This window comes from Streptomyces sp. NBC_00582, assembly GCF_036345155.1.
Taxonomy (GTDB): Bacteria; Actinomycetota; Actinomycetes; order Streptomycetales; family Streptomycetaceae; genus Streptomyces.
This window is the reverse complement of the sequence record NZ_CP107772.1, coordinates 1432574-1458426: the sequence shown is the minus strand read 5'-3', so window position 1 is coordinate 1458426 and position 25853 is coordinate 1432574. Positions and strand designations below refer to the sequence as shown.

23 protein-coding genes are annotated in these 25853 nt (G+C 72.0%); 7 read left to right on the top strand and 16 right to left on the bottom strand.

The window, feature by feature from the left end; all coding sequences use genetic code 11:
• Position 1: 1 nt before the first annotated feature.
• Positions 2–1477 (bottom strand): APC family permease, encoded by a 1476-nt coding sequence (locus OG852_RS05960; RefSeq protein WP_133915962.1) that lies wholly within the window; start codon positions 1475–1477, stop codon positions 2–4.
• Between the two features lie 311 nt (positions 1478–1788).
• Between OG852_RS05960 and OG852_RS05955 the strand changes: the two genes are divergently transcribed.
• Positions 1789–2250 carry a DUF5709 domain-containing protein gene (locus OG852_RS05955; protein WP_133915963.1) on the top strand — a complete coding sequence of 154 codons (462 nt, stop codon included), beginning with the start codon at positions 1789–1791 and terminating at the stop codon, positions 2248–2250.
• An 11-nt stretch (positions 2251–2261) separates the two neighbouring features.
• On the opposite strand, the gene sthA is transcribed toward OG852_RS05955, so the two are convergent.
• Positions 2262–3665: a Si-specific NAD(P)(+) transhydrogenase gene (sthA, locus tag OG852_RS05950; RefSeq protein WP_133915964.1), complete on the bottom strand. Its 1404-nt coding sequence runs from the start codon at positions 3663–3665 to the stop codon at positions 2262–2264.
• 51 nt (positions 3666–3716) lie between these two features.
• Positions 3717–3923, bottom strand: coding sequence for a hypothetical protein (locus OG852_RS05945; protein WP_133915965.1), 207 nt, complete (start codon positions 3921–3923; stop codon positions 3717–3719).
• Between the two features lie 131 nt (positions 3924–4054).
• On the opposite strand from OG852_RS05945, the gene OG852_RS05940 reads away from it, so the two are divergent.
• Complete coding sequence (locus tag OG852_RS05940) at positions 4055–6298, top strand: MMPL family transporter (protein ID WP_330347288.1); 2244 nt, start codon at positions 4055–4057, stop codon at positions 6296–6298.
• Here the strand turns inward: OG852_RS05940 and OG852_RS05935 are convergent.
• Entirely contained in the window at positions 6258–7346 is a 1089-nt protein-coding gene (locus tag OG852_RS05935; protein WP_330347287.1) for a PP2C family protein-serine/threonine phosphatase, read from the bottom strand. The two genes, OG852_RS05940 and OG852_RS05935, sit on opposite strands and share 41 nt — an antisense overlap.
• Positions 7347–7578: 232 nt before the next feature.
• Here OG852_RS05935 and OG852_RS05930 point away from each other — a divergent pair, with 232 nt between their 5' ends.
• The gene (locus OG852_RS05930; protein ID WP_330347286.1) at positions 7579–8466 is read left to right on the top strand and encodes a GNAT family N-acetyltransferase; all 888 of its coding nucleotides are present in this window, start codon (positions 7579–7581) and stop codon (positions 8464–8466) included.
• Here the strand turns inward: OG852_RS05930 and OG852_RS05925 are convergent, their stop codons facing one another.
• The 3 genes from OG852_RS05925 to OG852_RS05915 form a co-directional block, all read right to left on the bottom strand.
• Positions 8467–9366, bottom strand: a complete 900-nt coding sequence (locus OG852_RS05925) for a Gfo/Idh/MocA family protein (RefSeq protein ID WP_330347285.1) — start codon at positions 9364–9366, stop codon at positions 8467–8469.
• Positions 9367–9487: 121 nt separating this feature from the next.
• Positions 9488–10822 carry a diaminopimelate decarboxylase gene (locus tag OG852_RS05920; RefSeq protein ID WP_133915970.1) on the bottom strand — a complete coding sequence of 445 codons (1335 nt, stop codon included), beginning with the start codon at positions 10820–10822 and terminating at the stop codon, positions 9488–9490.
• 115 nt (positions 10823–10937) lie between these two features.
• Positions 10938–12581, bottom strand: coding sequence for a PucR family transcriptional regulator (locus OG852_RS05915; protein ID WP_330347284.1), 1644 nt, complete (start codon positions 12579–12581; stop codon positions 10938–10940).
• Positions 12582–12747: 166 nt separating this feature from the next.
• Here OG852_RS05915 and OG852_RS05910 point away from each other — a divergent pair, with 166 nt between their 5' ends.
• Complete coding sequence (locus tag OG852_RS05910; protein WP_133915971.1) at positions 12748–12981, top strand: DUF5133 domain-containing protein; 234 nt, start codon at positions 12748–12750, stop codon at positions 12979–12981.
• A gap of 56 nt (positions 12982–13037) precedes the next feature.
• On the opposite strand, the gene tgmB is transcribed toward OG852_RS05910, so the two are convergent.
• From tgmB to OG852_RS05880, 6 genes are all read right to left on the bottom strand, one after another.
• Positions 13038–14024, bottom strand: coding sequence for an ATP-grasp ribosomal peptide maturase (gene tgmB, locus OG852_RS05905; RefSeq protein ID WP_133915972.1), 987 nt, complete (start codon positions 14022–14024; stop codon positions 13038–13040).
• Positions 14025–14040: 16 nt separating this feature from the next.
• Positions 14041–14232: a putative ATP-grasp-modified RiPP gene (gene tgmA, locus OG852_RS05900; protein WP_055632657.1), complete on the bottom strand. Its 192-nt coding sequence runs from the start codon at positions 14230–14232 to the stop codon at positions 14041–14043.
• Between the two features lie 204 nt (positions 14233–14436).
• Positions 14437–14727: a DUF1232 domain-containing protein gene (locus OG852_RS05895; RefSeq protein WP_133915974.1), complete on the bottom strand. Its 291-nt coding sequence runs from the start codon at positions 14725–14727 to the stop codon at positions 14437–14439.
• A gap of 158 nt (positions 14728–14885) precedes the next feature.
• Positions 14886–16037 (bottom strand): hypothetical protein, encoded by a 1152-nt coding sequence (locus OG852_RS05890; protein WP_133915975.1) that lies wholly within the window; start codon positions 16035–16037, stop codon positions 14886–14888.
• 317 nt (positions 16038–16354) lie between these two features.
• Positions 16355–17713, bottom strand: a complete 1359-nt coding sequence (locus OG852_RS05885) for a 6-phospho-beta-glucosidase (protein ID WP_133915976.1) — start codon at positions 17711–17713, stop codon at positions 16355–16357.
• A 36-nt stretch (positions 17714–17749) separates the two neighbouring features.
• Positions 17750–18541: a DeoR/GlpR family DNA-binding transcription regulator gene (locus OG852_RS05880; protein WP_443064508.1), complete on the bottom strand. Its 792-nt coding sequence runs from the start codon at positions 18539–18541 to the stop codon at positions 17750–17752.
• Between the two features lie 317 nt (positions 18542–18858).
• Between OG852_RS05880 and OG852_RS05875 the strand changes: the two genes are divergently transcribed.
• The 3 genes from OG852_RS05875 to OG852_RS05865 are packed head-to-tail and all read left to right on the top strand — an operon-like array spanning position 18859 to position 22023.
• Positions 18859–20136 (top strand): extracellular solute-binding protein, encoded by a 1278-nt coding sequence (locus OG852_RS05875; RefSeq protein WP_330347282.1) that lies wholly within the window; start codon positions 18859–18861, stop codon positions 20134–20136.
• A 1-nt stretch (position 20137) separates the two neighbouring features.
• Entirely contained in the window at positions 20138–21193 is a 1056-nt protein-coding gene (locus OG852_RS05870) for an ABC transporter permease subunit (protein ID WP_330347281.1), read from the top strand.
• Complete coding sequence (locus OG852_RS05865; protein ID WP_330347280.1) at positions 21190–22023, top strand: carbohydrate ABC transporter permease; 834 nt, start codon at positions 21190–21192, stop codon at positions 22021–22023. Before OG852_RS05870 ends, OG852_RS05865 begins: the two co-directional genes overlap by 4 nt.
• Positions 22024–22104: 81 nt before the next feature.
• Here the strand turns inward: OG852_RS05865 and OG852_RS05860 are convergent, their stop codons facing one another.
• The 3 genes from OG852_RS05860 to OG852_RS05850 form a co-directional block, all read right to left on the bottom strand.
• The gene (locus OG852_RS05860; protein ID WP_330347279.1) at positions 22105–23685 is read right to left on the bottom strand and encodes an alpha/beta hydrolase; all 1581 of its coding nucleotides are present in this window, start codon (positions 23683–23685) and stop codon (positions 22105–22107) included.
• Positions 23686–23803: 118 nt separating this feature from the next.
• On the bottom strand, positions 23804–24442 hold the full coding sequence (locus OG852_RS05855) for a DUF4389 domain-containing protein (protein ID WP_330347278.1): 639 nt from the start codon (positions 24440–24442) through the stop codon (positions 23804–23806).
• A gap of 99 nt (positions 24443–24541) precedes the next feature.
• Positions 24542–25771, bottom strand: a complete 1230-nt coding sequence (locus OG852_RS05850; RefSeq protein ID WP_133915983.1) for a PP2C family protein-serine/threonine phosphatase — start codon at positions 25769–25771, stop codon at positions 24542–24544.
• Positions 25772–25853: the final 82 nt, after the last annotated feature.

Genomic DNA, 25853 nt, shown 5'->3' with positions numbered 1-25853 from the left:
CTCAGAAGTCGGTGGGGAGACCCTCGTACGCGGTGGAGTGCGCGGCCGCGTGCCCGTCGGGCGCGTAGTCGGCCTCGACGGTCCGCGAGGCGTCCAGCCGGGCCGGGCGGTAGTAGTCGCTGCCCTGTCGCCAGTACCAGAGCATCGGCACCAGCCCGACGGCGAGACCGCCGATGCCGATGGCGATGGCCGCCGGCTCCAGCTCGCCGAGCGACTCCGCGAAGATCCAGAACATGAACACCGCGCCGAACAGCGGCCACACCCCGCCGAGCAGGAAGTCCGACGGCGACCGCAGCAGCGTCTTGCGGTAGGCCACGACCGCCGCGAGTCCGGCGAGACCGTAGTAGACGGCGATCTGCAGACCGATCGCCGAGATCGCGTCGCCGAGGATGTCACCCACCGAGCCCAGCGCGTTGGACGCCACGAACATCATCAGCGCCACCCCGCCGACGACCGCGATCGCGATCCACGGCGTGTTCCAGGTGCGGTGCACCCGGCCGAGCGCGGACGGCATCGTACGGTCGCGGCCCATCGCGAACAGCGAGCGGGTGACCTGGATGAGCGTGGTCTCCAGGGTGGCGATCGTGGAGAGCATCACCGCGACGATCAGCAGCTTGCCGCCCCAGCCCGGGATCAGCTCCTCGCCGAGCGCGGCCAGGACGTTGGCGCCGTTGTCCTCGATCTGCTGGGCGCTCATGATGACGTTCACCGCGATGGTGAACACCTCGAAGAGCAGGAACACGATCCCGACGCCGACCAGGCCCGCGAGACCGGTCGTCCGGCGGCTGTTGCGGGTCTCCTCGCTGAGGTTGCTGGTGACGTCCCAGCCCCAGTAGTAGAACGCCGCGACCAGGGCGCCCGAGGCGAAGCCGGAGACCCCGTCGAAGTGGCTGAACCCGAACCAGGACCAGTCGAACGGCAGCGCGTTGTTCTCGGTGTGGAAGCAGGCGAGCACCGCGAACAGCGCCAGGATCGCCAGCTCCACCCCGGACATGATGAGCTGCGCCCGCACGGTGAGCCGGGCCCCGCCCAGCACCACGGCCAGCATCACGACGAACCAGGCCGCCCCCACCACCGTCGACAGCGCGGTGTTGTCGGCGAGGCCCTCGTCGAAGAGGGCGAGGGTCATCGAGCCGGCCGGCAGCGAGCCCGCCACCATGAAGATCGTGGCCGAGACGACGAGCGCCCAGCCGCTGAGGAAACCGAGGAACGGGTGGAGGGTCCGGCCCACCCAGGAGTAGCTGGCTCCCGCGTTGACGTCGATCCGGCTCAGCCGGCTGAACGCGAGCGCGATGCCCAGCATCGGTATCGCGCAGTACAGCAGCGCCGCCGGGCTGGCCAGGCCCACCGCGCCGACCAGGACAGCCGTCGTGGCGGCGATGGAGTACGCCGGGGCACTGCCCGCGACCGCCATCACCACCGTGTCGAAGGTGCCGAGGACGTTCGCCTGCAGCCCTCTTCCGGTGCTGTTGCTCATGCTCGTGCTGCTTTCCGTCGTGCACATGGGGGGTGTGGGTGGAGCGCCGCCGGGCACCGAAGGGTTGGCCTCGGGAAACGTCGACGGGGAAAGCCACGGCGGTTGGCGTTCCGTCAGCGTCGCGGAACGGTCACACCGAGTGTGCGTGTGATGATAACCCCACCTCTTGAGCTTTCAAGATTGACGGGTGGGTAATGTGCGCCCCCTCGTGCGCGCCCCCTCCCCGGACGAGGCCCGGCAGGGGATTGGAGCGCCCCTCACGGGAAACGCGGACGGGGTCCGAGCAGCCCGGAACACGAGGGAGGCCCCCCATGAGCACCGAGCGCGCGCCGATGGGCGACGACGCCTACCAGCCGACCGGCACGAACGAGGAGCAGGAGGACGCCGGCCCGCTCGACCTCCAGGACGCCGTGGACGAGCGTACCTACGACGACATCCTGGACGAGGGCTTCTCGCCGCCCGAGAAGCCGCTCGGCGTGACCCGGCACGGGACCACCGCGGCCGAACAGCGCGACGGCGAGACCCTCGACCAGCGGCTGGCGCAGGAGGTCCCGGACGTCTCCCCGCCCGCCGGGGACGGCATCGGCGACCTCCCGGGCGGCGAGGGGGAGCCGCTGGACCCCGAGGCGGGCGACGCCCGCGCCGGCCGTCTGGTCGCCCCCGACGAGGGCGCCCACCCCGCCACCGTGAAGGAGGAGATCGCCGAGGACAAGGGGATCGACGGCGGGGCGGCGGGCGCCGAGGAGGCCGCCGTGCACATCGTGGAGGAGTGACCGGCCGTCGGTCAGTCCCCGATCCGGTCCAGCTGCCGCAGCCGGTTGGTGGCGTCGAGGGCCGCGACCTTGTACGACTCCGCCAGCGTCGGGTAGTTGAACACCGCGTCGACCAGATAGTCGACCGTGCCGCCGCACCCCATCACCGACTGCCCGATGTGGATCAGTTCCGTCGCCCCGGTCCCGAAGCAGTGCACGCCGAGGAGCCGGCGGTCCTCGGGCGAGACCAGCAGCTTCAGCATGCCGTGCGCGTCCCCGATGATCTGCCCGCGGGCCAGCTCCCGGTAGCGCGCGACGCCCACCTCGAACGGCACGCTGTCCTCGGTGAGCTGGTCCTCCGTCCGCCCCACGAAGCTGATCTCCGGGATGGTGTAGATCCCGATCGGCTGGAGGTCGTGCATCCGCGCGACCGGTTCCCCGCAGGCGTGGTACGCGGCGGCCCGGCCCTGCTCCATCGAGGTCGCCGCCAGCGCCGGGAAGCCGATGACGTCCCCGACGGCGTAGATGTGCGGCACCCGGGTGCGGTAGTGCTCGTCGACCTCGATCCGGCCGCGCGGGTCCGCCGCCAACCCCGCCCTGCCGAGGTCGAGTTCGTCCGTCAGACCCTGCCGGCCGGCCGAGTACATCACGGCGTCCGCCGGTATCTTCTTGCCGCTGGCCAGTACGGTCAGCGTGCCCCGTTGGTGCCGCTCCACGGCGGCGACGGTCTCCCCGAACCGGAAGGTGACCGCGAGGTCGCGCAGATGGTACTTGAGCGACTCGATGACCTCGACGTCGCACATGTCGAGCATCCCGGCCCGCTTCTCCACCACGGTGACCTTGCTGCCGAGCGCGGCGAACATCGAGGCGTACTCCATGCCGATCACCCCGGCGCCCACGATCACCATGGACCGCGGGACCCGCTCGATCGTCAGGACGTTGTCGGAGTCCAGGATGGTCCGCCCGTCGAACTCCACGCTCTGCGGCCGGGCCGGCCGCGTCCCGGTGGCGATGACGATGTGCTCGGCGCCGATCGTCCGCTCCTGCCCGGTGACCTCGCGCAGCGCGACGGTGTGGTCGTCGACGAACCGGCCGGTGCCGGAGAACAGGGAGACGTGATTGCGGGACAACTGGCTGCGGATGACGTCGATCTCACGGCCCACCACATGCTGGGTGCGCGCGGTCAGATCGGCGACGGTGATGTCCTCCTTCAGCCGGTAGCTCTGTCCGTACAGATCGCGCTGGGTGAGACCGGTGAGGTACAGCACCGCCTCGCGCAGGGTCTTGGAGGGGATGGTTCCGGTGTGGAGGGAGACCCCGCCGACCATGTCGGGGCGGTCGACGACGGCGACGCGGCGGCCCAGTTTGGCCGCGGCGATGGCGGCCTTCTGACCGCCGGGACCTGATCCGAGGACGAGCATGTCGAAGTCGGGCACCCTCCGCAGTGTGACAGCGACACGGGCCCCGGGGAAGGCACACAGAAGGATCTACGGCAGCAGCTTCTCGATCGCGCTCGGGCCCTCCTCGGCCAGCTTGCGCTTGGCCCACTCGAGGTTGCGCGGGGTGAGGTCCCTGCCCGTGGCCAGGACCATGTCCTCCGGCGACACCTCGGTGCCGGTGCGCGTGTGGAGCAGGCTGTCCGGGGTGACGCGGTCCGGGGAGGGCCGGGCGGCGTCCTGCGGTGACGTCGGCATGGTGTCTGCTCCTCGCGTCCGAAGGAATGTACTAACACCATTCATCCTCCCGGCGCGCCCTGCAATCCCGATCACCTCATGCCCATGACCTCCGAGATGCCGAGAAGATCGCACGGGCGTGTAATGGCCCCATGGCACCCACCACCGCCGGGACACCGCGACGCGGGGTACTGCGCAGACTCGGCGCCTGGTGCGCCCGCCACTTCCTGTTCGTCATCATCGCCTGGCTCGTGGCCCTGGTCGCCCTCCAGCTGATCGACCGCGCCGTCGGCGGTACCTACGAGGACAACTTCCAGCTCTCGGACACCCAGTCCCAGAAGGGCCTCGAGGTCCTCCAGGAGCACGACCCGCAGGCCGGCGGATACAGCGCACAGATCGTCATGCGGGACGACAAGCAGCCCCTGAGCGCGCTGAGCTCGCAGATGTCGACCACGGTCGACGATCTGCAGAAGCTGCCCCATGTCCTGTCGGCGCAGAACCCCCTCTCGCAGAGCCCGACCAAGGTCGGGCCCGTGTCGAGCGACGGCAAGACCGGCTACATCACCGTCCGCTTCGACGAACAGCCCAACACCCTCGGCGACGACTACCTGAACGGCGTGGACAAAGCCGTGCAGCCGCTGCGGGCGGCCGGCGCCGACGTCGAGTACGGCGGCACGCTCGGCGAACTGGCCCGCCCCAAGGCCAACGACTACCTCAGCGAGGCGATCGGCTTCGCGGTCGCCGTCGTCGTCCTGCTCATCGGCTTCGGCAGTGTCATCGCGGCCGGTCTGCCCCTGATCACCGCGCTGATCGGGGTCGTCGGCGGACTCGCCATCCTCGGCCTGCTGGCCGCCGCGTTCACCTTCGCGACCGTCTCACCGACCCTCGCCACCATGATCGGCCTCGGCGTGGGCATCGACTACGCCCTGTTCCTGATCACCCGGCACCGGCAGAACCTGATGGACGGCGCCGATCCCGCCGAGGCCGCCGGACACGCCACGGCCACCAGCGGACGTGCCGTCCTGGTCTCCGGCACGACCGTGATCATCGCGCTGATGGGCCTGTACGCGTCCGGGGTGTCCTTCATCGGCAAACTCGGCCTCGCCGCGGCCATCACCGTGATCTCCGCCGTCGTCGGCGCCCTCACCCTCGTCCCCGCCCTGCTCGGCCTCATCGGCCACCACATCGACCGCTGGCACGTCCGCAGACCCGTCGCCGAGACCGACGCCGAACCGGGCACCACCCCCCACGGCACCTGGCACCGCTACGCCAAGCGCGTCGAGCGCAGACCCTGGCAGTACCTCGGCGCCGGCGTCGCCGTGATCGCGATCCTCGCCATCCCCGTCTTCTCCATCCAGCTCGGCCACATCGGCGACGGAGCCGACCCGACCTCCTTCACCGACCGGCGCGCCTACGACCTCATGACCGACGCCTTCGGACCCGGCTCCAACGGGCCCCTCACCGTCGTCGTCGACCAGACGTCCGTCCCCTCGGACAAACGCTCCGACCTCCAGTCGCAGGCCCAGAAGACGCTGAACGCCGTGCCCGACGCGGCCACCGTCACCCCGCTGACGGCCACCCAGGACGGCGACGTCCTGGTCGGCACCGTCTACTCGACCAAGGCCCCGCAGGACGCCACCACCACCGACCTGGTGAACCGGCTCAAGGACACGACCCTGCCCGACGCGGTCTCCGGCTACGACGCCCACGGCTACGTCACCGGGACCACCGCCGCACAGGTCGACTTCCGCGACATCGTCGCCAGCCGGCTGCCGCTGATCATCTGCGTGGTCGTCGGCCTCGCCTTCCTGATCATCCTCGCCGTCTTCCGCGGCCTCCTCGTCGCGGTCAAGGCCGCCGTCCTCAACGTCCTGTCCATCACGGCCTCGTACGGCGTGGTCGTCGCCGTCTTCCAGTGGGGCTGGGGCGGCCCCGCGCTGGGCGTCCACGGCGACGTGCCCATCGAGAGCTATGTGCCGATGATGATGTTCGCGATCATCTTCGGCCTCAGCATGGACTACGAGATCTTCCTGCTCTCCCGCGTCCACGAGGCCTGGCTGCGCACCGGCGACGCCAAGGACTCCGTCGCCCACGCGCTGGAGATCACCGCCCGGGTCATCACCTGCGCCGCCCTGATCATGGTGAGCGTCTTCGCCGCGTTCATCATCAGCGACAACATCGTCGTCAAGATGCTGGGTCTGGGCCTCGCCGTCAGCGTGCTGATCGACGCCACCGTGGTCCGGCTGCTCATGGTGCCGGCCGTGATGACGCTGCTGGGGGAGAAGGCCTGGTGGACTCCCCGCTGGCTGGACCGGATCCTGCCGCACATCGACGCCGAGGGCGACGCGGAGACCCTCACCGGTCCGGACTCCAGGGCGCGAGGACGAGCATCGTGACGTCGTCGCGGACGGCGGGGGAGTGCCGTAGGACATCGGCCCAGACCCGCACGGCCGTCGTCGCCGGGTCCGCGCCCGCGGTGAGGCCGGGGAGCCGGTCGGTCAGCGGATAGAACACGTCCGCGGTGTTCCTCGCCTCCCACACCCCGTCCGAGGCGAGGAACAGCCGGTCACCGGCGCACAGCGGCAGCAGGAGCCCACCGGGCCGGGGCGCGTCCGGCAGGTCCAGGCCCAGCGGCGCCCCCGGGGTGACCGCCACCTCCGTCGCCGTACCGTCGCGCAGCAGCACCGGCGGCGGATGCCCGCACACCACCACCCGTACGGCGTCCGCGCCCGGCGTGAACTCCAGCAGCACCGCCGTCGCGAACAGCTCCGCGTGCGGCACCCGCGCCGAGTCCACCGCCAGCCGCCGGTCCAGCCGGGCCGCCACCGCCTCCAGCGACGGCTGGTCGAGCACCGCCTCCCGGAACGCCCCCATCAGGGACGCCACCGTCGCGATCGCCGCCAGCCCGTGCCCCTGTACGTCGCCCAGCACCGCCCGCACCCCGTGCGCGCTGTCCCGTACGTCGAAGAAGTCGCCGCCGACCAGCGTCCCGCGCTCGGCCGCCCGGTACAGGCCCGCGCAGCGCACCCGTCCCACCCGCTCCGGCACCGCCGGCACCACGGCCTGCTGCGCCGCCTCCGCGATGGTGCGCTCCACGTCCAGCTGCACGTCCCGGCGGCTGCGCACGAACGCCACGAACACACTCAGCACGGCGACGAAACAGATCGTCAGCAGGTCCGTCTGCCCCGGATCGTCCAGCCGGAACGCCGGTACGTTCAGCATGACCACCACGACCGCGCCCAGCACGGCGGTCGCCACCGGCCCGTACGACAGGACCGCGAGGGGCGGGATCGCGCCGAGCAGGAAGCCGATGTCCAGGGGGTCGGGACTGACCAGGGTGGCGACGCACACGGCCGTGATCAGCGCGATCGGCAGCGCCCGCACCCAGCGCGGCGGCGGCGCGCCCCGCAGCCAGCCCCGCCGCTCCCCGTCCACTCCTGCCACACCACCACGCTCCACCCCGCCACCGGCATGCGCACGCCGGGAAAAGAGGTGGACGCCCCGGCGGACGATCTTCTACGGTGTGACCGCACGCCCGGACACCACGGAAGGAGGCGAGCGCCGATGAAGCTCTCACGCATCCCGCGCTCCCGTTCCGTGACCCCGGCGTGCCGCGTCTGACCCCTCGTCCGACGCCCGGGAGCGCCTCACGTCATTCGCCTCCCGGAGGAATCCCTTGACCGATCTGGTCATCCGCGCGCTCGACGAGCGCGACGCCCATCTGTTCGACACCCTGCCCGACCCGCTGGGCAACGCCGAGGCGTTCCGCAACGCCACCTACCGGCCGCACTGGAAGCGGGTCGCCCTGCGCGACGGACGGGTCGTCGCCCGCGCCGCCTGGTGGGGCGGGCCCGACGACACCGAACCGCTCACCGTCGAGTGGTTCGACTTCGCCGACGGCGAGGAGGAGGCGGGCGCCGAACTCCTGCGCACCGCACCCTGGCAGGTCGGTCTGGAACTGGTCCTGCCCGGCGGCTGGCGCGAGGACCCGGCCCTGCGGGCCGCCGCCGAGACCCGCCACGCCGCCGCCCGTGCCGCCGGCCAGACCCTGCTCGTGGAGCGCTTCGTCTACCGCTGGACCCCGTCGTGCGGACTGCCCGAGCGTCCCGGCCGGCTGACCTTCGCGCCCGAACCCGACGACGCGGTGTTCTTCGACGCGCTGCGCCGCATCCACTCCGTCACCCTCGACGCCCACGCCCGCAAGGCCGTCGCGGAGGGCGGACTCGACCAGGCCGCCCAGGAGGAGCTGGACTTCTTCCGCTGGTGCCCGTCCCCGCGCGAGTGGTGGCAGGTCGCCCGCACCCCCGAGGGCGACCTGGCCGGGATCCACATCCCGGCCCACAACCCCTCCGGCCCCTGCGTCGGCTTCATCGGCGTCCTGCCGGAGCACCGCGGCCACGGCTACGCCTACGACCTGCTCGCCGAGTGCACCCACCATCTCGTCGAACGGGGCGCGGAGTTCATCGCCGCCGCCACCGACCAGGGCAACTTCCCGATGGCCGCCCACTTCACCCGGGCCGGCTACCCGGTCGTACGGGAGCGGGCGAACTTCGCACCGAGCTGATCAGCGCGGCTCGCCGGCGCCCGGGGCCAGCAGCGCCTCGGCGTCGGCGAGGATCTCGGTGACCCGCACCCCGAACGCGGCGTCGCACGGGTGCGCCTGCCCGTTCGCGGCCGAGGCGAGGAGCTCGTCCGCGGCCCGGGACAGGGCGTCGGCGGCGCTGCCGGTGGGTTCGGGGAGGCGTACGGTCCCGCCGTCGCCGTACAGCTCGACGGTCGCCCCCGACGCGGCGGGCGGGGCCGTCAGGCTGAGCGTGACCGTGCTGGAGGCGCCGCCGGTGTGCTCCAGGACCAGGTGGACGGTGTCCCGGGGGCCGGGTCCGGCGGCGGTCACCCGCCGCACGTCGCCGAGGACCGGCAGCAGCACCGACAGGGCGTGCGGGCCCACGTCCCACAGGGCGCCCTTGGCCCGCCGCCAGGGCGTGGCGAACGGACTGTCGCCGTCCTCGGCGAACACCGAGCCCAGCCACCGGGCGTGCCCGGTGAACCAGCCCCCGGCCTCCGCCTGCGCGGATATCCAGTCGGCGGTCTCGGTCAGGTACCGGGTGGTGAAGAAGACGACCGAGGCGACCCCCGCCTCCTCGGCCGCCGCGGCCACCGCCCGCGCGCCGGCCGGCGTCGTGGCGACCGGCTTGTCCAGCAGGAGGTGCCGGCCCGCCCGCGCGGCCCGGACCGCCAGGTCGGCCTGGACGTCCGGCGGCAGCGCCACGGCGACCGCGTCCACGTCCGCCAGGAGCGCGTCGACGTCGTCGTAGGCACGGGTGCCATGACGGTCGGCCAGTTCCTTGGCGGCCTCGGGGCGGCGGCCCCAGATTCCGGTGAGGTCGAGGCCCTCGTGCGAGGCGAGGACGGGGCCGTACACCATCCCGGCCCACGGGCCGGTACCGAGCAGACCGATGCGCATACCGCTGAATCTCCCCTGCTGTGACCGGAGCACCTGCTGTGACGCGAGCACGTGGCGTGACGAGCGCACGCGAACACGGGCGAGCTTCGCACACCGGTCCGCGCCGGGGACACCCCCCGGTTCAGCGCAGCGAGGGCGCGGAGAACCCCGTCAGCAGGGCGTCCGCCCGGTCCAGGCCGTTCTCCAGGGAGATCTCGCGCGGCGACTGGGCGGGGCGGACCGTGGCGAACGTGACGCCGTCGTCCTCGAACAGGCACCCGTACACGGCGGGCCGCGGCAGGCTGTTGTACGCCCAGGGCGCCGAGAAGTAGTACGCGCCGGTGTCGTGCAGGGCCAGCAGATCGCCCTCGGCGAGCTCGGGCAGCGGGTGTTCGTGCGCGACCACGTCCCCGGCGAAGCAGAGCGGACCGGCGACGTCGTACGGCACCAGCGGGCCCCGCCGGGGCGTGCCGTCCGGACCGTACGCGGTGACCCGCAGCGGCCAGGACTCCGGCATGAACACCGTCCGGGTCGCCACCTGGGCACCGGCGTGGGTGAGGGCGATCCGGCGGCCGCCCGCCTCCTTGACGTACTCGACGAGCGCGGCCGTGACCCCGTTCTTGGCGAGCAGGGAGCGGCCGAACTCGGTCACCAGCCGGTAGCGGCCGTCCAGCAGGGCCGGCTCCACGGCGGTGAGCGCGGCCACGTACGCGGCGTGGGTCGGCGTGACGCAGTCGTCGGTGAAGTTCACCGGCAGCCCGCCGCCCAGGTCGAGACTGGTGACCTGGCGGCGGCCCACGCGGGCGTTGATCTCCTCGGCGAGCCGGTGCAGCTCCGCGAGCCCCTGCGCGATCAGCGGCAGCGGGCAGCCCTGCGAACCGACGTGCGCGTGCAGCCGGGTCAGCCACGGCCGCCGTACGTACGCCTCGACGACCCGCTCCCGGGCCCCCGCGTCCCGCAGGGCCACCCCGAACTTGGAGTGGGCGGTCGCGGTGCTCATCGCGCCGATCGAGCCACTGCCGACCTGGGGATTGACCCGCAGCCCGAGCACGGAACGGCAGTCGTCGGGGCGCAGTGCGTCGATCCGGTCGAGCTCGGCGAGGTTGTCCGCGTTCAGCGCCACGCCCAGCTCCAGCGCCTCGCGGATCTCCCCGCGGGTCTTGGCGGGCGAGTCCAGCACGATCCGCGCCGGTGCGAAGCCCGCGTCCAGCGCCAGCCGAAGCTCACCGGGGCTCGCCACCTCGCAGCCCATCCCCGCGTCGGCGAGCAGCCGCAGCACCGGCACCAGGGGGCAGGCCTTGGCCGCGAAGGCGTGCAGCACGTCCGGCACGCCCGCGAACGCCTCGTGCAGCGCGGCGACGCTCTCGCGGATCCCCCGGACGTCGAGGAAGCCGGCCACGGGCCGGTCCTCCGTGAGCAGTCCGTCGGCGACGGCCTGCCGTACGGCGAGCGCGACCTTGTCGGTGGAGAACGACACGTCCGGGTCTCCTTCGCATCAGGGGCGGGACACCTCCAGGTTCGCCCCCGCGGGGGCCCCGCGTCTTTGGAGCCCCGCACGAAGACAACCGGAACCCTTGTGTCCCCGGACAGGCTCAGCCCGGGGGCGGAACCGCCAGCCGGACCGCGAGGGCGAGCAGCAGCCGGGTGTCGGGATCGTCCAGGTCCACGCCGTACCGCTCCCCGACCCGGCCCAGCCGGTAGCGCAGGGTGTTGGGATGCACGAGGAGCCGACGGGCCGCCTCCCGGACGTCGTGCCCCGCCTCGAACCACACCGCCAGCGTCCGCAGCAGCTCCCCGCCCGAGGCCAGGTCCGAGCGGACCAGCTCGGGCACCGGCCCCTCGCCCGACTCCCACACCGGTCGGGCCGCGTCCAGGACCCGCAGCACCTCCAGCGACGCGCCGACCCCGGCCGCGTCCGAGAACCGGGCCGGCCGGGGCCGCCCCGCCGCCAGCGCCCGCGCCTCCCGCTCCCGCAGCGCCCGCACGACCAGCACGGCCCGCTCGTGCGAGGCGGCGGCCCGCTCCGGCGGCACGACCGGGCCGACGCCCAGCCACACCGCTCCCGCGTCCGGCAGCGAGGACAGGGCCGCGTCCAGGTCTCGCGCCACGGACCGTACGGTCCGCTCATGGTCCCCCGCGGTGCCCTCCCCGGTGAGCAGCAGCGCCAGCCGGTCGCCCTCGCGCAGGACACCGGTGCCGGGGCGGTGCGCCGACATCTCCAGGACCAGCAGGTCCAGGGACCGGTCGTCGGCCGGTCCGGCGGACCGCCGTTCGGCCACCACCACCGCGCAGGGCGCGTCCGGGGACAGCCCCAGCGACCAGGCGTGCGTACGGCGGTCCCCGAGGCCGTGCAGCAGACCGCGCAGCGCGGTCTCCCGGCGGTGTGCCGTGCCGCTCTCCCGCAGCCGCTCGCGCACCAGCAGGGGAGCGGCGAGGGCGGCGGCCGTGCGCAGATGGCGGGCGGCGTCCGGGGCCAGGGCTCCCCCGTCCGCGGCCGCCCAGATCGACCCGAGCACCTCCCGGCCGCTGCGCACGGCGACCACCAGCCGTTCGGGACTGTCACCGTCGGCGGGCCGGTGGATGACGTCGGGCGAGGTCCACAGGGCACGCAGCAGGCCGCTGCGGCGCAGCTCGGCCACCCGCCAGTCCGGCACCCGCCCGCCGAGGATCACCGTGCGGCGCAGGGCGTCCGCGCCGTCCCCGGTCGCCGAGTGGGCGAGGACCCGCAACCGGGTGTCCTCGACGGTGATCGAGCCCTTCACGTATGCCGCGACGCGCGCCGCCAGCACCGCCAGCGAGGACGCGGCCTGCGGGCCGTGCGGCGGCTCCCCGGCGTCGCGGCCGACGCCGGCGTACGACAGCGCCGAGCGCAGCAGCGCCGCGGTCTCCGCCCAGTCGGTGCCCTCGGCGCGGACCAGCAGCGCGACGCCCGCCCCGCGGGCCACCGGCACGAGCCGCTCGTCCGCCGCGCCCAGCACGACGGCGACCGCACCCCGCCGGGCGGCCTCCCGGACGGTCCCGGCGTCCGGCGGCGCCCCCACGGCCAGCAGCAGGGCACCCTCCTGGCCCGGGCTCAGATCGTCCAGGCCGACCGCGATCCGCCGGACCGCGGTGTCGGGAGCGTCGGGCGCGCACAGCAGGCGCAGCGCGTCACCGTCCTCGAAGGCCAACAGGGAGCGGAGCGTCACGGCGGCCGGGGGCGCCTCGTCCATCCGGGTGTCCTCCTCGTCGTTCACGTGTCCGAGCGTGCGACCCGCGTGACTCTGTGTGCGCACCCGCGTTACGTACGGCACGAACCCGCGTGGCGCGATCGTGCCCCCGGAGGGTGACGTGTGTGCCTCGTGCGCATGACTCGCCCAGGTCCGGGCACACGCAGCGCAACAACCGAAGAGAGGGGCGCTCGTGATCGTTCCGGACCCCAAGGTCGCCAGGACGTTGCTGACCCGGTACGCGACGCTGAGGATCGCTCAGGCGGAGCGGGAGCGGCCGGAGACGGCCCGGGAACTGCGTGACGTGACCTACACGCTCTGTGTCCTGATGGGCACGTCCGACGTGGAGGAGGCGCTCGCCGCGGCGGACGCCCTCCTCGCCTCGCGGGGTGCGGCGGCCGGCGAGGGGTTGTCGCTCGCCGTCTGAGCGGTGACCGGCGCGGCCGGGACCCCCGCCCGGGGTCCCGGCCGCGCCGCGTCCGCTCAGGAGGCCGCCGAGCCGCACCGGTCGGCGGACCGGGGGCCCGGTATCGGGGCGGGGCCGGCCAGCCACTCCGCTATGGTGCGCGCGATCGGCTGACCGGTGTCCACCTCCACGAAGCCGAACTGCCCGGACTGGTTGCACTCCAGGAACCACCAGGTGCCGTCGGCGTCCTCCGCGAAGTCGAAGGCGCCGTAGGCCAGTTCCGCCTCGCGCAGATACGTCCGTACGGCGTCGGCGAGCCGGGGCGGTACGTCGGCGGGGCGCCACGGCGTGGTGGAGGGCGCGTACCGCACGTCCACCACGTCCGGGTCGGCGCCCGGGGCCGTGTCCTTGCGGGCGGCGAGGATCCGCTCGCCCACCGCGGTCAGCCGGATGTCGGCCCGCTTGGCCACCCGGCGCTGCAGCAGCGTCGGACCGTAGGCCACGGCCGCGAAGTCGGCGCCGGGCGGCACCCTGGTGGTGGGGACCGCGCGCGGCGGGTCCTGCGGATGCGCCCCGGACACCGGCTTGACCACCAGGTCCGGGTAGCGCTCCGCGAAATCCCGCGCCGCCTGCGGGAAGGTCGTGATGAGGGTCGCGGGCACGGGCAGCCCGCTGCGCTGCGCGAGCCGCAGCTGCCACGGCTTGTGCCGGGCGCGCACGGACGCGTCCGGATGGTTCATCCAGCGCACGCCGGTGCCCCGGAGCATGCCGTAGAGGGCCTGCGAGGCCTCTTCCGTGAGCCATGCGGACGGCTGGGCCGCCCGCGCCGCCGCGACGCCCGGCCGGCGCACCCACACGGACCGCAGTCCGTCCAGGCTCACCAGCCGGCCGGCCGAGGACAGATGACCCCGGAACGCACCGTGGACGTACTCGCCCGACAGGGCGACGGTGCTGGTCAGATCGGCCGGATCGAGCCGGACGACCGGGACGCCCGCGGCGTTCAGGTGCACGACCACCATGTCCGCCGTGACGTCCTCTTCGCAGGTCAGGATGAGCACGGTCATCTTGCGCGGCCCGTGCTCAGTCGTCGAAGTGGGTCTTGGAACCCGCGGTGGAGGTGGTGGTCCCCAGTTCTCTGAGCAGGGCGTGGTCACGAGCGGCGACACGGCCGTCGAGGAGTACGTTCAACTGCAGTCCGGGGTCATAGGCGTACGGAGTTGCGAACTCCAACTCCGCCGCAGGGCGTGCGTAGTTGAGCGCGAACGGTTGCATGTTCTCTCCCTCGTCGGTACTGCCTCGATCAAGCGGTGCCGCTGTGCGACGTCACTCGGGCCCGCTGCATTACGTGCGACCTTCAGTCACTTATACGAATCGAACGGGTGGTTGGTTTCCTTACTCTCCGTGATCATCGGCGAGTTCGGATCCCAACAGGGCGCGGAGCAGGGGAGATGTGCCGAACGGGGGGTGAAAACGTCTTCAAATACGGTCAGTTGGGGTGCCCACGGAGTCGGGGACACGGCGCAGGGAGCGCAGGGCGAGCAGCAGGACACCGATGTCGTCGAGGTAGACCGGATCGGGCAGCAGATCGGCCGGGAGCACGAAGTACAGGACCGCGCCCCAGAACACCCAGCGCGGGCCGGTGGGCAGGCCGGCGCGTCTGAGGTCCCGGCGGGTGCGGACCAACCGGACCAGCACCGCGGCGGCGCACGCGAGCAGGGCCGCGGCGAGTGTCGCGGCGACGATGACGAGCGTGGTGGTCGTGTCCACGGGCCCTCCCTCCGGGGTCCGTCGCGCGCAGGTGCGCCCCTGAGTCGATTTCCCCGATTTCGGTTCCCGAATTCCCCTTTTCCGGCGGGATTACCTCACAAGAAGGAGCCTGTTTCCGGTCGTTCGTCCTCCGCTTACGGCGGGGCCGGGGCGACCGGCTACCGGTCGGAGGCCTCCTCGGGCCCGTCGGAATCGGCGGACGACGCCGGACGCAGGCCCATGGTGGTCTCCTTGAGGCGCTCCAGGGTCCGGCCCCACTGCTGGAAGGGGGAGCCGCTCTTCTTCGCCGGTGCCGTCGGCGCCTGCGGTTCGACCCCGGCCTCGGCCGCCGCGTCACGGTAGGCGGCCAGCGCCTCGTGGGCCTGCTCGGCCGCCTCCCGGTACAGGTCCCGGGATTCGGTCATCGCCGCCAGGGCCTCCTTGTACATGGCGACCAGCTCGCGTTCCCGGGCGAGTTCCTCCTCCAGGGTGAGCAACTGCCACTTCTCCCGGAGCAGGGTGAGCGCGGCGTCGCCGCCCTCGGGCAGCGGCGCGGGCAGCGCGACGTAGCGCCGTACGGCGTCCAGCACCTCGGTCGGATGCGAGCCGTCCAGGAAGACGCTGCGCACCGAGAAGGACCCGGCGTCGTACCCGTCCGGCGCGGGGCTGCCGGGCAGCACCAGCGCACCGCCGCGCGGGACCTCGACCCCGAAGTCCTTCAGGGCCCAGTTCACGGTCCGTAGCTGGTGCGGCGCCGCTCGGTGTTCGACCACCCGGTGGTGCAGGCCCGGCGGCAGCAGGGAGACCAGCGGGCGCCGGCCCCGCTCGTCGGGCGTCATCGCCTCGTGGACGACGACGTCGACGGTCCAGGTGTCGCGCAGGGCGGCCCTCAGCGTGCGGCGCAGATCCTTGTCGTCGGCCGGGAGCGGGTTGACGTCGAGGAAGCGCAGACCGGTCACGGTCTCCTGGCCCCACGCGGAGTCCGTCTCCCATGGCCAGAACATCTCGGCGGGCGAGGGCCACCGCGGGTCCCAGGGCCGCTCGGCCTCCGCGACCAGCGTCCACTCCTGACCCCGGCCCGACCACTCCGCCAGTTTCAGCCTGGCCCGCACGGTGATGTCGTCGGGTACATGCCAGCGCGCCTCGAACGCGGACTCGCCCTCGGCGGTCTCGCTGTCGGGCAGCTCCCGGAAGTCCTGGAGCCTCTCGCCGTCCTTGAGCGCCCGCAGGTGGGTGCGCAGCACGTCCGGCGCGGTGGGACCGGTGTGGCGGCCACGGCCGAGCCAGACCGTGGAGGGCGTGGTGGGCGGGGCGGTCGCGGAGATGTGCATGAGTCCGTTCGTGAGCGGTGGACGAGAGCGATGGGCCAAGGGCCAGTATCGCGCGCCCCGGGGTGTGCTTGATCACGCGGGGCCGGGCCCGGCCCGCTTCGGGATGCCCCTTCCCCACCGGGCCCGCCGTCACGCCTCGACCCCGCACATGCGTACGGGGTGTGCGCCCCGCGCACGGGGTGGCCGCCGCTCACCACGGTCGCCGTCCGCGCACCCGTGGGCACCCGGCGCCACGCCCCGGAGAATCGACCTCGACGGCCAGGACCCGCCCTCCATCCGCGTCGGGGCGGGCCCTGGCCGCCGTACGCCCCGTGCCCTCAGCCGCCCAGATAGGCCAGCTCGGGAAAGTGCCGTTGGTAGGCGTCCAGCAGCCGCTTGGCGACGGCGTACGAGTCGACCAGCGGGTGGATGGTCAGCGCCCGCACCGCGTGGGCGCGCTCGTTGGTCGTCGCGGCGTGGATCACCGCGCGTTCGACGGCCTTGACCGAGCACACCAGGCCCGTGCCGTGGTCGGGCAGCGCGGCCCCGGCGATGGGGTGGGCGCCGTTGGCGTCGACATGGCAGGGGACCTCGATGACGGCGTCGTCGTCGAGGACGGGGATCCGCCCCCGATTGCGGACGTTGAGGATGAGGGTCGCCCGCTCGTCGAGCGCGATGGCCCGCATCAGGGCCAGGGCGACCTGTTCGTAGCCGCCGGACTCCAGGTCGCAGGAGTCGCGTTCGCCCATGCCGACGGCCTCGCGGTTCTCCGCCATGTAGGTCGTCTCGCGCTCCAGCCGGGTGGCGTCCCAGGCGTTCCAGGCGGCGCGGGGCGCGGGGTGCCCCGGGGAGGGGGCCAGGGCGTCGTAGAAGCGCTGCTGCTGCGAGTGGAGGAAGGCGCCCCGGGTCTGCTCGGCGGCGCGTGCGGAGCTGACCGACTCACGGCTGAAGTAGTAGTAGTGCAGATACTCGTTGGGCAGCGCGCCGAGGGTGCGCAGCAGGTCGGCGCCGAAGAGCCTGCCCTCCTCGAACGAGGTCAGCGCTCCCTCGTCGGCGAGCAGGGACGGCAGCAGGTCGCGGCCCTCGGCGTACAGACCGCGCAGCCAGCCCAGGTGGTTGAGGCCCACGTAGTCGAGGCGGACGCGGGCCGGTGCGACGCCGAGCGCCCCGGCCACCCGGCGGCCGAGGCCCACCGGGGAGTCGCAGATCCCGATCACCCGGTCGCCGAGGTGCGCCGTCATCGCCTCGGTGACCAGGCCCGCCGGGTTGGTGAAGTTGATGACCCAGGCGTCCGGCGCCAGCGCGGCGACCCGGCGGGCGATGGCGACGGCCACCGGGACCGTGCGCAGGCCGAAGGAGATGCCGCCGGCGCCGACGGTCTCCTGGCCGAGGACGCCCTCCTCCAGGGCGATCCGCTCGTCCGCGGCCCGGCCGGCCAGTCCGCCGACGCGGATCGCGGAGAAGACGAAGTCGGCCCCGGTGACCGCCTCGTCCAGATCGGTGGTGACGGTGACGACGGGCGGATCGGGGTGCCCGGCCGCCTGGTCGGCGAGGACCTTGCGGATGATCGCCAGCCGGGCGGCGTCCAGGTCGTACAGGGTCACCTCGGTGACGCGCCCCGCGCCGCGGTCGCCCAGCAGCGCCCGGTACACCAGCGGGACGCGGAAGCCCCCGCCGCCCAGGATCGTGAGTCTCATACGCCGACCACCTCGTTCATCCGTGCGTCACCGTGCTCATACCTCGACCACCTCGACCCCCGCCTCGCGCAGCCGTGCGCAGGTCTTCTCCTCGCCGGGCGCGTTGGTCACCACCACGTCGAGGTCCTCGGGCCCGCACACCCGGGCCATCCCGGTGCCGGGGAACTTGCCGGCGTCGGCGACCAGGACCACCTGCGCGCTGGCGGCGATCATCGCCCGTTTGACCGGGACCTCCACGGCGGTGGTGTCCAGCACCTGCCCGTCGGGGCGGACCCCGCTGGTGCCGAGGAACAGCCGGTCGGCGTGGACCTGCCGCAGGTTGTCCTCGGTGAGGAAGCCCACCAGGGAGCGGTAGTCGCGCCGGACCACCCCGCCGAGCAGGATCAGCTGGACGTCCTTGTCGTCCTGGAGCTCCTCGTACACGGCCAGGTTGCTGGTGATCACGGTGAGGGACCGGCCGTGCAGCTGCCGGGCCACCCGGTGGGCCGTGGTGCCAATGTCGAGCAGCACGGTCTCGCCGTCCTTGACGAGGTTTGCGCACCAGGCCGCCAGGGCGTCCTTTGCCTCGACCCGCACGCCGGCCACGTCCGCGAACGGATCGTCCTCGCCCACGACGGGAGCGGCGCCGCCGTAGACCCGTTTGAGCAGGCCCTCGTCCTCCAGTTGGGCGAGGTCACGGCGGATCGTGGCCTGGCTCGCCCCGACCCTCTCGGCCAGGGCGGCCACCGAGGTGGGCCCGTCCGCGCGCAGGGAGCGCAGGATCAGCTGGTGTCTTCGGTCAGGGAGCATGCGGCGAACCATACTCGTGAACTCGCCAAACTCAAGCAAAGTCGCGCATGAATGTCTCGATACTCGCTTGACCCTTGTCAAACTCGCTCACCGGGTGCACTCTCTTGCGTAATTCGGAGCCAGGTCCGGACCCCACTCCGGTCGGCCGAAGCGGATGAACGGCGCGTTCCGCCGTCTCGGACGCGTCGGCACCGTCTGAGAGGACCAGGTCACGCACCCCGGGTGGCTGAAGGGTTCCACCCACGCCGATGCTCTTCAGCCACCCGGCCTCCCCGCCGTGCCCCCACCACGGCCCCGACACAGGTCCTGCCGGACATGCCGGACACGCCGAACCCGCCGAGATCTAGGAGAAGATCGTGGACCTTTCCCGCAGACGATTCCTTCAGGCCGCCGTACTGACGGCCGCCGCGGCCGGCGCCACCGCAGCGTGCGGCGGCGGCTCGGCGTCGAGCGGCAGCAAGGACAGCAAGAACCTGACGTTCTGGTACTGGGCCGGCGGACTGAGCGACAAGGTCGTGGCGGACGCCAAGACCCACTTCTCCGACATCACCCTGAAGACCTCCGTGGTCGGCGGCGACTTCAAGACCAAGCTGCTCACCGGTCTGCGGGCCGCGCAGACCGCCCCCGACATCACCGGCATCAAGGGCGAGGACATCGCCTCCTTCCTCCCCAACGCCAACCGGTTCGTCGACCTGAACACGGTCGGCGCGAAGAAGCTGGCCCCCGACTACCTGGCGTGGAAGCTGAAGCAGGCCACCACCCAGGACGGCAAGCTCATCGGCTTCCCCATCGACATCGGCCCCTGCGCCACGTTCTACCGCGAGGACCTCTTCGCCAAGGCGGGCCTGCCCACCGACCCCACCCAGGTCTCCGCCCAACTGGCCACCTGGGACGACTACTTCAAGGCCGGCGTCGAACTCCACAAGGCCGTGCCGAAGACGTACCTGATCAACAACATCGGCTCGGTGTTCTCGATGATCGTCGGCCAGGGCACCCGGCGCTTCATCGACGAGGACAACAAGTTCATCGGCGACCAGGACCACATCCGCACCGCCTGGACCACCGCCGTGAAGCCCTACAGCCTCGGCATCGACGCGAAGATCAACGACAACACCTGGAACGCCGCCATCGGCAACGGCACCCTCGGCACCGAGATCGGCGCCGCCTGGCACGCCCTCGACATCAGCAACGCCGCCCCCGGCACCAAGGGCAAGTGGCGGGTGGCGAGCCTGCCCGGCGGACCGTCCAACCTCGGCGGGTCCTTCCTCGCCATCCCCGCGACCAGCGGCAACCCCGAGGAAGCCTTCAAGATCATCAGTTGGATCCTCAGCCCGGAGAACCAGGCCCGCGGCTTCACCGACGCCGCCCTCTTCCCGACCGCGCCGGCCGCCTACAAGCTGCCCGCGCTGACCGGCGGGGACGCGTTCTTCGGCGGCCAGAAGACCATCGAGATCTTCGGCCCGGCGGCCCAGAAGATCCCCGCCGCCTACGAGGCCCCGGCCGACGCGGCGGTCTCCGCGCCGTACTACAGCGAGCTGACCAGCATCGAGGCCAAGGGCAAGGACCCGGACGAGGCCTGGAAGGACGCGGTCGGCCAGGCCAAGCAGATCGCCCAGCGGCAGGGAGTGAAGTGACATGTCGTCAAGCCCGGTAGCCGGTCCGGCACCCACCGGACCGACCTCCGGACCCGACACCGGCCCCCTCGGGCAGCCCGCTCCGGACCCCTCGCGCGGTCCGGGGCGGCGCGCCCCCCGGATCCGGCCGGTGTCGGCCGCGGCCCGGCCCGGGCCGCGCCGGCGGGTCCTCAGGCACTGGCCGCAGTACCTCGCGATCTCGCCGTACTACCTGATCTTCTCGGTCTTCATGCTCTTCCCGGTGCTCTACACCGTGTATCTGGCGTTCCAGAAGTGGGACGGCATCGGGGAGATGCAGTTCGTCGGGCTCCAGCAGTTCCGCTTCCTGTGGGACGACCCGGTGTTCTGGATGTCCATCCGCAACACCCTGGTCATCTGGGTGCTGTCGACCGTGCCGATGCTCTTCATGGCCCTGGTCCTCGCGGTGCTGGTGAACTCCACCAAGCGGTTCACCGCGTTCTACCGGGTCTGTCTGTTCATCCCCAGCATCACCTCGCTGGTGGCCATCGCTATCTTCTTCGGCGCGGTCTTCAGCAACAACTTCGGCCTGATCAACGCCATCCTCAGGGGTCTGCACCTGTCGGCCGTGCCCTGGATGAGCAACGAGTGGACGATCAAGCTGGTCATCGCGGCGCTGATGACCTGGCAGTGGACCGGCTACAACGCGATCATCTATCTGGCAGGCCTCCAGGCGATCCCCTCGGAGCTCTACGAGGCGGCCCGGATGGACGGGGCGGGCCCGGTGCGGATCTTCTTCTCGATCACGATCCCGCTGCTGCGGCCCATCATTTTGTTCAGCGTGGTGATCTCCACCGTCACCGGTCTGCAGAGCTTCACCGAACCCCAGGTGCTGTTCGGCAGCGACGCGTCCACCAACCCCAACTCCGGCGGACCGGGCCAGGCGGGCCTGACCACCCTCCTGTACTTCTACCACCAGGCCTTCGACAACAACGACTTCGGCTACGGCGCCGCGATCGTCTGGGCCTTCTTCCTGCTGATCCTGCTCATCGTCGCCCTCAACTGGTGGCTGGTGCAGCGTAAGGAGCGACGGCCATGAACGGCTTGAACCGCAAGCGCCTGCGGGGCTTCGGCGTCCACGCGATCCTGATGACCGGCGTCGTCGTCTCGGTGTTCCCGTTCTACTGGATCGTCGTCATGGCGACGAACACCTCGCAGGACATCTACAGCTACCCCCCGAAGCTGTGGTTCGGCGACAACCTGCTCACCAACCTGCGGCACCTGTTCGCGAAGATGGACTTCTTCGGGTCGCTGGGCAACACGATGATCGTCGCGGTCTGCACGACCGCGCTGGTGCTGTTCTTCGACTCGCTGGCCGCCTTCGCCTTCGCCAAGTACGAGTTCCCCGCGAAGAAGTTCCTCTTCGGTGTGCTGCTGTCGATGTACATCCTGCCGACCCAGCTCGCGATCATCCCGCAGTACGAGATCATGGTGCAGCTCGGCTGGCTGGGCACCCTGAAGGCGCTGATCGTGCCCGCCGCGGCGAACGCCTTCGGCATCTTCTGGATGCGCCAGTACACCTCCACCAGCGTCCCCGACGAACTCCTCGACGCCGCCCGCATCGAGGGCGCCGGGTTCTTCCGCCAGTACTGGCACGTGGTGCTGCCGTGCGTCCGCCCGGCGCTGGCGTTCCTCGGCATCTACACCTTCATCGGCGCCTGGAACGACTACATCCTGCCGTTGGTGATGCTGGTCAACCCGGACAAGCTCACCCTCCAGGTGGCGCTCGCCCAGCTCTACGCCGGCCACTCCACCGACTACAGCATGGTGATGTCCGGGGTGCTGCTGTCGGTGATCCCGCTGGTGATGGTGTTCACCTTCTTCGCCCGCGGTTTCATCGCCGACGCCACGAAGGGGGCCCTGCGCTGACCTCGCCGCGCCCTCACCGTCCGAGGGCACGGCGGACGACGACGGACGGATGCCCCCGCGCCGGCGTGAGGTGCGTCCGGATCAGTCGCGCGCGCCGGTGCTCGGCAGGGCGGCCGGCGGGTTGACGAGATCGTCCCCCGGGGACTGCTGCGACCGGGCCGAGGCGCCGGTCGGCCAGACGGCGGGGCAGTGCGTGCCGTCGCGGGGGGTCTCCAGGGAGATCAGGTAGGTGTCGATGGCGTCGCGCGCGCAGGGACTCGCCCAGTAGTCGCCGTGGCCGACGCCGTCGTACGTGAGGAACACCGCCTCGCGGCCGATCTGACGGGCGGCGCCGGCACCCCAGGCGTGCGGGGTGGCCACGTCGTAACGGCTGTTGGTGACCAGGATCGGCGGGGTGCCGTCGACGGCCGTGGCGTGCTGCGGGTTGGTCACCGGCGCGGGCCAGCCCTGGCAGCCGGTCAGATCCCCCCAGGCGAGCGTGCTGAACCGGGTGACGGGGGCGATCCGGGCGAGCCGCCGCTGGTAGCCGGCGAGCGTGGCGTACGACGGGACATGGAGGTCGAAGTCCTGGCAGAGCACCGGGACGTACGCGTACGGCGCGGCCTCCGCCCGCTGCCGCAGGGAGGGGCGCGCCTCGGCGGGGTCCGGGGTGTCCAGGTCGGCCAGGAACTCGGCGAACCGGAACCAGTCGGCGGTGGTGTACAGGAACTTGAGGGACAAATCCTGAAGATGCTCGTCGGTGAAGACGTAGTCGCCCCCGTCGCCCAGTTCACCGGCCGCGGCGCGCCGGTACAACGAGTCGAACAGGGCCCGGACGTCGCGGCCGTGGAGCGCGCAGGACGTGGTGCGGGCGCACCAGTCGGCGAACTGCCCGAACGTCTCCTCCATCGCGACCGCCCTGGTCTTCTGGAGGGTCCAGGCGTCCAGGCTGTGGTCGATGACGGAGTCCAGGGTCATCGCGCGGACGTGCCGCGGGTAGAGCTCGGCGTACCGCTGGCCGAGGGCGGTGCCGTACGAGACGCCGTAGTAGCTGATCCGCTCCTCGCCGAGGCCGGCGCGGATCGCGTCCAGGTCATGGGCGACGCTCGTGGAGTCCATGTGCCCGACGAGGGACCCGGTGCGGGCGCGGCAGTCGTCCCCGAGCGCGCCGTTCGTCCGGCGCAGGGCGGCGAAGGACGATCCGCTGTCCGGGTAGAGCAGGGACTCCTGGGCGGCGATCAGCTCTTCGTCGCAGGTCACCGGGTTGCTGAGACCGATGCCTCGAGGGTCGGGGCCCACGATGTCGAAGCGTTCCAGGAGCTCGGGCGAGAAGGAGTGGGGCGCGCCGAACGCGAACTCCACCCCCGAGCCGCCCGGGCCGCCCGGGTTGATCAGCAGCGAGCCGATCCGGTGCTCCGGGTCGGTGGCGCGATGACGGACGAGCGCCAGGTCGAGGGTCTCGCCTCTTGGCCGCTCCCAGTCGACGGGGACCGTGGCGGTGGCGCACTCGAAGGCGCCCTCGCCGTACGGCGACGCACAGGGCTGCCAGGACAGGGGCCGCGGTGCCGGTGCGGCGACGGACGTCCCGCCGAGCAACTGGGCGAACAGGGCGGTGGCGAGGACACCGACGGCGAGTCGGCCGCGCCGCTTCGGGCGTGCGGCGACGGAAGGGAGTAACGACACGAATGATCCTCCGTGAATCAGAAGCTCACAAATGGATCACAGCATCGCAAGGAACGTGATCAGCCGTCAGAACCGTCCGGGCAGGGCCGGCGGACTCGGGGGCGAAGCCGCGGAGCCCTCAGGGCAGGACGTCGTCGGGGTCCCGGCCGCCCATGTCCAGGCGGAACGGGGGATAGGCGTCCGTCATCAGGGTGACGTAGGCGGCGACCCGCAGCACCCAGCGGTTGAGACCGACGATCAGGTCGAACAGGTCCCGCGGGTACTTCTCGGTGAAGAGCAGGACCACGGCCGCGACGATCGCCAGGAAAGGCACCAGACCGCCGTTCCACCAGCCGTATCCCCAGCCGCCGACGAAGAAGCCCAGGACGATGTAGTGCGGGATGGCCAGCAGCCACCACTTCACCAGGACCAGGCCCCGGGAGAGCCGCTCGGGGTAGACGATGTCCAGCCGGGCCGGGTAGTCGGGCTCCTCGCCCAGGCTGAACGGCGGGTAGCGGTCGGTGGCCAGCGCGTTGTACGCGTAGTAGGCGACCCGCCAGCTCCAGCGCAGCACGCCCAGGTTGAAGTCGAACAGGGCACGCGGGTACTTCTCGGTGAACAGGATCGCGAAGAAGGCGATCACCCCGACCACCGTGAAGGCGATCCACAGGAAGAACAGCACGATGAGGTGCGGGATCACCAGGATCCATTTGACCAGCCACAGCCAGCGCGACAGGGGTGCGTCGAGCCGTGCGGTCACCCGGACCGGGGCAGGCATGGGATGCGACATTGCTCCCGCCTCCTGAGGTCACATGTGCTCCTCCTTCCACTCTGCCCCCGATGGTCCCGCGCCGCAGGGCCGCGGGCCGGAGTCGGGTCAGAGACGGATGACGATGAGGGCGGTGTCGTCGGTGTTGCCGGTCGCCGGAAGGAGATCGGTGAGCAGCGCGTCGGCCAGGTGCTCGGGATCGTCCTCGCGGTGGCGGGCCAGGGAGTCGGCGAGCCGGTCCAGACCCGTGTCGATGTCCTCCGTACGGCGTTCGATCAGCCCGTCGGTGTAGAGCACGAGCGTGGAGCCCTCGGTGAAGGACGTACGGGCCTCGGGGCGCGCGAGGTGCTCGGGTCGGGCCGCGAGCGGCGGATCGGTGGCGCCGTCGAGGAACCGGACGGAGCCGTCGGGGTGCAGCAGGGCCGGGGGCGGGTGGCCGGCGCTGCTGTAGGTGACGGTGCGCGCGTCCCAGTCGACGAACGTCGTCACGACCGTCGTCGACTCGGCTCCCTCGACCGAGCGGGCGTACAGGCCGAGGGCCTCCAGCGCCTGCGCCGGGCCGTCGGCGACCCGGCAGGCCGCGCTCAGCGCGCTGCGCAGCTGCCCCATGACACAGGCCGCCGCCAGGCCGTGGCCGACCACGTCGCCGACGGCGACCGCGAGGTTCCCGCCGGGCAGGTCCGCGAGGTCGTACCAGTCGCCGCACACGTTCAGCGCGCCGATCGCGGGCCGGTAGCGCACCGCCGCCGCGTGCTCCCCGGTCGGCCCCGGCGCGGGCAGCATCGCCGCCTGCAGGGCCAGGGCGACCTCGCGCTCATGGGCGTGCGCCCGGCGCAGCCGTTCGTTGACCTCCTGCAGTTCCCGCGCACGGGTGTACAGCTCGGCCTCCAGGACCCGGGCCCGGCTGTCGTCGCCCGGCCCGCCGAAGGCACGGATCAGATCGGTGACCTCCTCCACCCGGTGCACGATCAGCTCCACCTGCCCGTCGGGGCCGAGGACGGGCGCGTTCACCGGGCTCCAGAAGTGCTCCTGCCACTGACCGGGCCGGTCGGGGTCCTCGATGTCGTAGCGGAGCAGCGCCATCGTGTCGCGCTCGCCGGTCGCCACCGTGCGCAGCATCGACGTCTCGGTCTCCCGCCGGCCGGCCGCCGCCGGATCGTTGGGGTTCTCGGGGAAGACGTCGAAGATGTAGCGGCCCACGAGCTGCTCGCGGGTGCGCCCGGCCAGCCGTACGAAGTCGTCGTTGGCGTCGGTGTACACGAGCTCGGGGGTGAGCAGTGCCACCATGCCGGGCAGGGCCCGGAAGACCGCCGCGTAGTCGATCTGCGGTTTCCTCATGTCCTGCCTGTCTGGTTCGCGCCGGGCATCGGTGTGCCGTTCCACGATAGGAGTGCGGACGCGGCGCAGACAGCCCGACGTC

Coding starts and splice junctions, on each gene's coding strand:
- tgmA (WP_055632657.1), bottom strand. CDS start 14,232: ATGCAACCGTTCGCGCTCAACTACGCACGCCCTGCGGCGGAGTTGGAG.
- OG852_RS05870 (WP_330347281.1), top strand. CDS start 20,138: ATGTCGTCAAGCCCGGTAGCCGGTCCGGCACCCACCGGACCGACCTCC.
- OG852_RS05855 (WP_330347278.1), bottom strand. CDS start 24,442: ATGCCTGCCCCGGTCCGGGTGACCGCACGGCTCGACGCACCCCTGTCG.
- OG852_RS05890 (WP_133915975.1), bottom strand. CDS start 16,037: ATGCACATCTCCGCGACCGCCCCGCCCACCACGCCCTCCACGGTCTGG.
- OG852_RS05940 (WP_330347288.1), top strand. CDS start 4,055: ATGGCACCCACCACCGCCGGGACACCGCGACGCGGGGTACTGCGCAGA.
- OG852_RS05850 (WP_133915983.1), bottom strand. CDS start 25,771: ATGAGGAAACCGCAGATCGACTACGCGGCGGTCTTCCGGGCCCTGCCC.
- OG852_RS05885 (WP_133915976.1), bottom strand. CDS start 17,713: ATGAGACTCACGATCCTGGGCGGCGGGGGCTTCCGCGTCCCGCTGGTG.
- OG852_RS05865 (WP_330347280.1), top strand. CDS start 21,190: ATGAACGGCTTGAACCGCAAGCGCCTGCGGGGCTTCGGCGTCCACGCG.
- OG852_RS05945 (WP_133915965.1), bottom strand. CDS start 3,923: ATGCCGACGTCACCGCAGGACGCCGCCCGGCCCTCCCCGGACCGCGTC.
- OG852_RS05955 (WP_133915963.1), top strand. CDS start 1,789: ATGAGCACCGAGCGCGCGCCGATGGGCGACGACGCCTACCAGCCGACC.
- tgmB (WP_133915972.1), bottom strand. CDS start 14,024: ATGACCGTGCTCATCCTGACCTGCGAAGAGGACGTCACGGCGGACATG.
- OG852_RS05925 (WP_330347285.1), bottom strand. CDS start 9,366: ATGCGCATCGGTCTGCTCGGTACCGGCCCGTGGGCCGGGATGGTGTAC.
- OG852_RS05960 (WP_133915962.1), bottom strand. CDS start 1,477: ATGAGCAACAGCACCGGAAGAGGGCTGCAGGCGAACGTCCTCGGCACC.